Origin of the sequence: Dyella choica (genome assembly GCF_003977665.1) — a bacterium.
Taxonomy (GTDB): domain Bacteria; phylum Pseudomonadota; class Gammaproteobacteria; order Xanthomonadales; family Rhodanobacteraceae; genus Dyella_B; species Dyella_B choica.
In genome coordinates, this window is sequence record NZ_RYYV01000035.1 from 19560 (window position 1) to 28782 (window position 9223).

The following is a 9223-nucleotide window of genomic DNA, read 5'->3' on the forward strand; positions in this document are numbered from 1 at the left end:
TAGCGCTCACACTGGTGCACCAGACTTCATGTCATGCGGTAGTGGCTCGACCGATATCACGCGATTAGCACGAGCGGCGCGCCCCCTCGAACAGTGATACCCCAAAAGCTACGGCAGCTTTTGTGCCAACTTTCTCGTTCGCCACCGGCCACAGCGTGCTGCCGCAGCGAAATCAACAACGCCTGAGGTTGCTGAAACTCAAGAACTCGTGTTGCGCATGGCCGCCATGCTGCCCATTTCTGACGTGGATCACAAGATGCCACTCGGCGCCCGCACGCCCATCGTCGCCCTTCAAGCTGTCTGCACCGGTCGCAACATTTTGCGTGCACCGTTCCCCCTTACGGCCTGATCGCCGAGCCGGCAGCCTTATGACGGAGCCTCGACAGGCGCAGCAGTCATTCCGGCGTAGGCCGGAATGACTGTGAACCACTACAAGGCCCTGCGACCAAGTTTGGAGTCGTCATGGCAGGCGCACACCGCCGCCCACCACACGCACATCCGGCACGTAGAGATCCGGCGCAGCGGCTGAAGTAGCGGGCCGAAGGGGTACGCTGGCCGGTGAAGACTCGTCCGATGCGGCCATCGTCGACACCAGCGAGCTACCTGGAGGTAGCACAGTGCCAGTGGGCGCCGACTGCCCCAATTGCTGCTGCAGGTACGTAACGCCTGGCAATGCCACTTCTCTATTGGCCACCACGTTGAAAGCCAGGGCATTGCCGGCAGCCTGCACGAAGACGTAGTTGCCATCGTTCGCGGCCAAACCACTGCCGCTGATGGCGTATTGCCCTGCCCGGCTCTGTGTGGTCACCGGGGTGGTAAAGCTCAGCGCACCAGTGGTGGCATTGGCCAAGGTATCCCCCCCCTGGAATCCGGTAACCATGCCCGTCAGCGTCGGAATCACCTGGCCGGCATAGATGTGCGCCGGTGTCGCTACGTAAGTCAGCGTGGCCGGCGTTACCGTGAGCGTGCCGCTGCCGTAGGCGATGGCGTAGTTATTCGACGCGAGGCCACCGGGCATGAGTGTGTAGTTACCCACGTTCAATGCGCCCTGTGAACTGCCGCTATAAGTCAGCGCACCGCCCAACACTGCCGCGGTCTGTCCATCGATGAAACCGTTATACGTAACGCCATTGCCGCCGCTGTACGTCTGCGCGTTGTAAATGGTGCTGGCACTGTTGGCCGTGACAGTGAGTCGGGCCGGAGTGATCGCGCCGATGGCGGCGGTGGCTGTGTTGTTGCTCAGTATGTAGTTGCCAGCTCCGCCGCCACTGATCGTCAGCCCGCTGACCTCTACGTTGATGCCACTGCCGGCATTGGCGGTGGCGTAGAGGCCGGAGGCGGGATCGTTGAGGCTTACCGCATCGTTGCCGATCACGCCGTTCAAGCTGTAGTTGCCCGACGCCAGCGTTGCAGTTGTGGTGCCGTCGTACACCTTGCCAACCGTGCCGATAAGGTTGGCCGTCAACGTGGCAGGATTTACCGTCAGCAGGCCGCTGTCGTAGTTGATCGTGTAATTGCTTGAGCTCAGCCCCGTCGGCGTGAGGGTGTAGAACCCGGCGTTGACAGCACCTTGTGAGTTCCCACTGTAGGCCAGTGCGCCACCGAGCGCCGACGCACTTTCACCATTCACGAAGCCGCTGTAGACCACGCCATTGCCGCCCCTGTAGGCGCTACCGTCATAGGTCTTGCTGCCGTTGTTCGCTGTCACCACCAGCAGCGCCGGCGTGATGCTCGCTGTGCCGCTCGCGCTGGTAGGCAAGGTGTAATTGGACAGGATCGTGCCGCTGTTGGCGGCATAGTCACCGCTGCCCAATGCCGTCGTGACCGTAGTGGCGTTGGCTACGCTGGCGCTGTTGTAGGTGCCGGTGGTTTGCTTCACCGTTGCCCCCTGCCCGCTTACAAAACCGCTTAGCGTGTAGTCGATCGGCGTCAGCGTTGCAACGGTGGTGCCGTCGTACACCTTGCTGATCGGACCGGCAAGACTGGCCGTCAGCGTGGCCGGTGTGATCGTCGCCGCCACGTTGGTGCTGCCGGACGCCAAAGTGTAATCGCTGGCCAACGAACCGTTGCTACCAGCAATACCACTGATACTCAGCCCAGACACCAAAACGTTGGTGGCGCCGGCAACCTGCGCGCTGTTGTAAGCGGCACCGGTACTGGCGAGGTTGGCACTGGTGTCGCCTGAAACCAGCCCAGCATAGCTGTACGTTGGCGTAAAGCCGAGCGGTGCGCTGGTCGTGCCGTCATAGACTTTGGTCACGCCGCTGTTGGTCAGCGTCGCAGTCAGCGTCGCGGGCATTATGGCTGCCGCCACATTGGCGCTGGTGGACGCCAGGATGTAATCGCTGGCCTGCGAACCCTGGCTGCCGACGATGCTGCTGATGCTCAGGCCCGATACCGTGATGGTGGTGGCGCCGATCACATGCGCGCTGTTGTAGATCACGCCGGCGTCGGTCAGGTTGACGCCAGTATCGCCGGAGACCAAACCGCGGTAGCTATACGTCGGGGTAAAGCCGACGGGTGCACTGATCGTGCCGTCATAGACCTTGGTCACGCCGCTGTTGGTCAACGTCGGCGTCAGCGTCTGCGCTGTGATGGTTCCGGCCACGGCGGCGATTGGCGGCAGCGCCGCACTGTAGTCGGTGCTCAGGCTGCCGTTGGTGCTGGAAAGGAGATTCACGCCGAGACTACCGCTGGCGCTGATGCTGCTGGCACTGGCTACATGACTGCTGTTGTAAGCCAACGTGATGCCGGTGGCATTGAGCGACAGGCTATCGCCGCTGAGCGCACCACTGACACTGCCACCGATCAAACTGGCACCCGCCGCTGCCGTAGTGCCGTCGTAGACCTTGGTCAGCGTGCCGCCGATGGTCGGTGCCGTGGCCGTCAGCAGCCGTGGTGAAATGCCTGCCACGCCGGCACCGGTGGCAGCTGAAGTGCTCGACAGGGCGTAGTCGCTGAGCGCGGAATTATCCGTACCGTTACCGGTGATCGATGCCAGCGACAGGCCGCCTTGCAGGATCGCCGTCGCCGAGGCGACGTGCGCCGAATTGAATACGGGCGTGGCCGAACTACTCACCGTGGCGCTGTCGCCAGACACCAGGCCCGCAACGCTGTACGTCGGACTGAAGCCGGCTGGCGTAGCCGTGGTGCCGTCATAAGCCTTGCTGACGTTGGTGCTATTGGAAAGCCATACGGTCAGCGGTGCCGGCGTAATCGTGGCCGCCCCATTCGCGTTATTGGATGCCAGGGTGTAGTCGCTGGCCAGCGAACCGTTGCTGCCGGCGATACCGTTGATGCTCAGACCCGATACCGTGACGCGGGTGGCGCTGGCCACATGCGCGCTGTCGTAAACCGCACTAGTGTCGGTCAGGCTTGCACCCGTATCGCCGGAAACCAGTCCACCATAGCTGTACGTAGGAGTAAAAGCGCCCGAAGCATTGGTCGTACCGTCATAGGTCTTGGTCACGCCGACGTTGGTCAGCGTCGCCGTCAGCGTCGCGGGCGTGATGGTCGCCGCCGCACTTGCACTGCCGGATGCCACGGTGTAATCGCTGATCAGCGAACCGTTGATGCCGATAACGCTGCTGACGCTCAGTCCTGATACCGTGACATGGTTGGCGCTACCCACGTGTGCGCTGTTGTAAGCCACGCCAGTACCAGACAGGGTGACTTGGTAATCGCCCGAGATCAGGCCGCTGTAGAAGTACGTTGCGGCAAAGCCAGCCGGTGCAGCGGTGGTGCCATCGTAGGTCTTGGTCACGCCGTAGTTGGTCAGCGTCACCGTCAGCGGCGCGGGCGTGATCGCTGCTGCCACATTCGCGCTGGAGGATGCCAGTCTGTAATCGCTGACCAGCGAACCATGGCTGCCGACGATGCCGCTGATGCGCAGACCCAATACCGTGATATCGCTTGCGTCGAACACGTGCGCACTGTTGTAACCCATGCCGCTGTCGGTCAGGTTGGCGCCGGTATCGCCGGAGACCAGGCCAGTGTAGCTATACGTTGGGGTAAAGCCACGCGGCGCACTGAGCATGCCGTCAAAGACTTTGGTCACGCCGCTGTTGGTCAGCGTCGGCGTCAATGTCTGGGGTGCGATGGTTCCGGCTACCGAAGTGATGGACGGTACCCCCACGCTGTAGTCGGTACTCAGGCTGCCGTACGTGCTGGAGAGGATATTCACGCCGAAACTGCCGCTGGCGTTGATGTTGCTGGCACTTGTCACGTGAGCGCTGTTGTAACTCAACGTGATGCCGCTGGTATCGAGCGTCAAGCTATCGCCGCTGAGCGCACCGCTGGCGCCGCCTCCGATCAAGCTGGCGCCGCTCGCCGCCGTGGTGCCGTCGTAACCCTTGGTCAGCGTACCGCCGATAGTCGGTGCCGTGACTGTCAACACTAGCGGCGTGATGCTTGCCACACCCGCACCGGTGGAAGCGGTCGTGCTCGCCAAGGCGTAATCGCTGATCACGGAATTATCGGTACCGTTACCGATGATCGATGCCAGCGTCAGACCACCTTGCGTGATCGTCGTTGCCGAAGCAACGTGAGCCGAATTGAACATCGGCGTGGCCGAACTGCTCACCGTAGCGCTGTCGCCCGACACCAGGCCCGAGACGCTGTACGTCGGACTGAAACCGCCTGGTGCAGCCGTGGTGCCGTCGTAAGTTTTGCTGACGTTGGTGGTATTGGAAAGCGATACGGTCAGCGGTGCTTGCGTGATAGTGGCCGCCCCATTCGCATGGCTGGATGCCAGGGTGTAATCGCTGGCCTGCGAACCGTCGCTGCCGGAAATGCTGCTGATGCTCAGACCCGATACGGTGATGCCGGCGGCGCTGGCCACGTGGGCACTGTTGTAGGCCGCGCCGGTGTTGCTCAGGCTTGCACCAGTGTCACCGGAGACCAAGCCGCTGTAGCTGTACGTTGCGGTAAAGCCAGTCGGCGCATTGACCGTGCCGTCATAGACCTTGGTCACGCCGCTGTTGGTCAGCGTCGGCGTCAATGTCGCCGGCGTGATGCTTGCCACGCCCCCACCGGTGGCCGCGGTAGTGCTCGACAAGGTGTAATCGCCGAGCACGGAATTGTCGCTGCCGTTGCCGGTGATCGACGCCAAGGACAGGCCACCTTGCGTAATCGCCGTTGCCGAGGCTACGTGCGCCGAATTGAATACCGGCGTCGCCGAACTGCTCGCTGTGCCGCTGTCGCCTGCCACCAGGCCTGCGATGCTGTAGGTCGGGCTGAAGCCGCTTGGTGCCGCCGTGGTGCCGTCGTAAGTCTTGGTGACGTGGCTGGTATTGGAAAGCGATACGGTCACCGGCGCAGGCGTTATGGTCGCCGCCCCGCTGACGTTGCTGGATGCCAGAGTGTAATCGCTGCTCAACGAGCCATTGGTGCCGGCAATGCTACTGATGCCCAGGCCCGATACCGTGACGTTGGTGGCGCTGGTCACGTGTGCGCTGTCGTAAGCCACGCCGGTGTCGGTCAGGCTGGCGCCGGTATCGCCGGAGACCAAGCCACTGTAGCTATACGCCGGGGTAAAGCCGGCCGGCGCCCTGGTCGTGCCGTCATAGGTCTTGGTCACGCCGCTATTGGCCAGCGTTGCCGTCAGCGTCGCCGGATTGACCGTCATGGTTGCGCTCGGCGTGCCAATGCTCAGGTCATAACTGGTGGAATACGCCGACGAAATATTCTCGACATAGCTACCGGCGTGCAACGGGTCCTTCAATCCCAACGTTATCGCCGAGAGATCCGGCGACGCCAGCGAATAGCTCACTACTGAGCTGACCGGCTGATAGTTCCCGTTATACGTCACCGTCTGGTTATTCGCGCTGATCGTCAGCGGCGTCAGCAGGCTCTCAAGCAAGGGCATCGTGTTGCCCGAGTAAATGCGCCAGGTGTCGCTGCTGCCAGCGCTGGTTGCGATGGTCCAGGAAAATTGGCCCGGCTGCATCATCTGGGCGTGGGTCAAGCCGGTCATCCCGGCTGTGCTGGAGCTTCCATAGTCGGTCGCGATGGCCTGTCCGGTGCTCGTCGTATCCCAATAGCTGGCCGTAACCGTACCGCCATTGATATACCCAACCAGACCGCCGAGACGATCGCTTGGAGTGGAAGTCGACAGGTGGCTGGTGGCATAGGTGTTGGCGATCGTGCCAGTGCTCATGCCTACCAGCCCGCCAATGCAATTGTTGCCAGTCCCGCCGCCGGCAAACGATACCGTCCCCGTTGAGTAAGCGTTCTGAATAGAACCCCAATTATCGCCGACCAGTCCACCGAAATCGTCGGAAGCCATCGTGGAATTGCCAAACAGTTCGCTCACTGCACCCGTGGCGTAGGCATTGAGAATCGAGCCGTAGTTGTCTCCGGCGAGGCCGCCGAATTTGGAGTCGTGTGTCGTCCCATTGACGGGGCCCGTGGCAAAAGCGTTACGGATCGTGCCAGCGCTTTCGTTTTTGCCGACCAGCCCGCCAACCCACTCAAAAACCACACCGGAGCCCCCGATGCCGCTCACGCTTCCCGTCGCAAATACGTTGCTGATGCTGCCCGAGTTATCGCCCACCAGATCACCGATGGCGGCGTAATTGATTACGCCCGATACACCTCCCCCCAGCAAGCCGACGTTGCGGATCGTGCCCGTGGATTGTCCAAACAGGCCTACATCAGCAGCGAAGGAATTCGTAATGAAGACGTAGCTGATGGTATGACCAAGGCCGTCGAACACACCTGAGAACGCCGTGGTGCTGCTTCCGATCGGGAAAAAAGTGCCCGGGAGACTCAGGTTGCCGGCAAGCGCATAGTTTCCGCTCGTTCCCATACCCTGCAGCGCGGCACCGCTGCTGATCAACGTATAACTGTTCCCGTTGATGCTCAGCGTGCTGCTGCCCGTGAAGTTCGCCTGCCCGCTGAAGCCGCTGCCGCCCAGCCCTACATTGACGCTGGTGCCCGCAGCCGGCGTGGCACTGGACGAACCGTTGGTGCCGCCGTAGTTCAGGGCGAGACCCGCCGAACCGCTGGCGGTCATCGTCCCGTTGATATTGATGTTGTTCTGCGCATCCAACGTCAGCGTGTGCGAGCTCCAGCTCACCGCGTCATTGACGTTCACGTTGCCGCTGCCGCTGCCGCTAGTACTGCCCGCGCTGGACTGGATAACGACGTTGCCACCGCTCAGCTCGGTGCTGAGTGCGGCGCCCGTAATGTCACCACCAGAGGGCGCGATAGTGAAATCATTCGGGTCGATCAACCAGGTTCCCGACAGACCGAGTGGCGCGGCCGTCGTGATGCGTGAGTCATTCGCAACGTTGACCTTCGCGCCGCTCGTTTCGATCTGGCCGCCGTTTCCGCCGTTGGGGGCGCTGGAATCGAGCGTGCCACCCACACTGACAGTGCCCGCATCCATGCCACCCAGCAGGACGATGTGGCCATTGCGGTTCTGCACGGTCTGCGCCTCGATGGTGCCGGTGTTGTTCACCGCACTGGCGAGCAGGCTGTCGCGCGCACCAGCCGTCATCCATACGTTGCCGCCATTGGCTTCGATCAGTTGACCGTTCTGCGCCAGCGCGTTGAGCGTGCTCTGGTCCACCCGCACGCTCACCAGCTTGTCGCCGCTGAAGTTGAGCGTCACCGCGCTGCCGCCAGCCAGCGCCACGCTGCCCAGCTGGGCATGAATCGCCCCCTGGTTGCTGACCTGCTGACCAAGCAGGGCTGCGTAGCCGCCACCGGTGACATTGATCGTGCCCAGGTTGGTCACGTTGCCCTTGCCCGTGCCACGGAAGCTCAGCGAGCCACTACCCAAGGCGCTGTCGTTGACATCCAGCGTCGAGGCGACAAGACCGCCCACGTTCACCTGGGCATCCCGGCCAAACAGAATGCCGTTGGGATTGATCAGGAACACCTGGCCGTTGGCGTTGAGGTGGCCGAAGATCTGGCTGCCGTTGGTATCGGCGATGCGGTTGACCGCCACCGCGCCGGCATTCGGCTGCACAAAGTCCACCGTGGACTGGCTGCCGATATTGAAGCTCTGCCAGTTGAGTGAGAGGTTCTGGCTCTGCTGGGTGATGGTGAGCGTGTTGCCCTGCTGCGTAAGGTGACCGGCGCCGCTGGTGACCTGGCCGCCGGTGGGCAGCGCATTAGCCACCACGGTGGCGGTTGTCATGTTACTGCCGGGGGACGGTGTCGCCGCCAGGGCCATAAGTGGCAGGCTCAGGGGTACGCCCGCCAGCCAGGCGGCACGGCGCGTACCGCCTTCAGCACTGCGCCCGCCCTTGGTACGACCGCGTGCGAGTTCGGACGCTACTTGAAGCACGCCCAACCTGCGGTTCCAGACCAACCGAAAATAATGGTTCACCCAATTGTCCCCTGTATGGCGCCCACACTAGAGCACCAGACTTCATGTATTGCGGTAATGGCTCGACCGATATCACGCGCGACTCGCACGAGTGGCGCGCCCCTCGAACAGTGATACTCCAAAGACTTATGGCAGCTTCGGTGCAAACTTCTTCGTTCGTCACCGACAACAGCGTGGTGCCGCAGCGAAAGCAACAACGACAGTGGTTGTTGAAAACCTCGCCACTCGGAAACCCGTGTTGAGCCGGGCGCCATGCTGCCCATTTTTGACGTGGATCACAAGATGCCGTTCGGCGCCAGCACGCATCATTGCCGAGTCGGCCGCCTTGTGACGCAGTTGTGACGCAGCGAGGAGAGACTAGGTGGATTCTCGCACTATGGCTGCATGTCGCAAATGGTTGCATTGCCTGCGGCGCTTTCGGTCCCTAAAGGGACCGAGTCACTTTTCTTTGCTGGCCCAAAGAAAAGTAACCCAAAGAAACGGCCTCAGGAGCTCGCGGCACTGCCCAGGTTACAAGCCTGAAGCATGCCGCCATGCTTTGATTGTTGGCGGGCCAAGCTTCCACCGCGCCGCTATTCCGCGAGGCGTCGAAGCACTGAGGACTTAAAGCGCGGCTGCCGATCGGTTGAGTCTTGCTGAGACTTGCCAGCTCTTAAGTCCTCAGCGCTTCGACGCCTCGCGGTATAGCGGGGGCGTTGAACCTTGGGCGAGCCACTTTCGATCTGGCCATGCACGTTCAGGCTTTTACCCTACCCGTGCCAAGAGCCTGTTAGGCCATTTCTTTGGGTTGGCGGTCTCTAAACTCAAGTGCAACACCCCCGTAAGGAACGGTCTTGGGCAAGCACTACAGCCACCTGAGCGCCGAAGAGCGCGGCGCGATCATGG

At 61.9% G+C, this 9223-nt stretch carries 1 protein-coding gene; it reads right to left on the minus strand.

Annotated features, from left to right (window positions below; genetic code table 11):
* Window positions 1–460 precede the first annotated feature (460 nt).
* Complete coding sequence (locus EKH80_RS22640) at window positions 461–8338, minus strand: beta strand repeat-containing protein (RefSeq protein WP_126687074.1); 7878 nt, start codon at window positions 8336–8338, stop codon at window positions 461–463.
* Window positions 8339–9223: the final 885 nt, after the last annotated feature.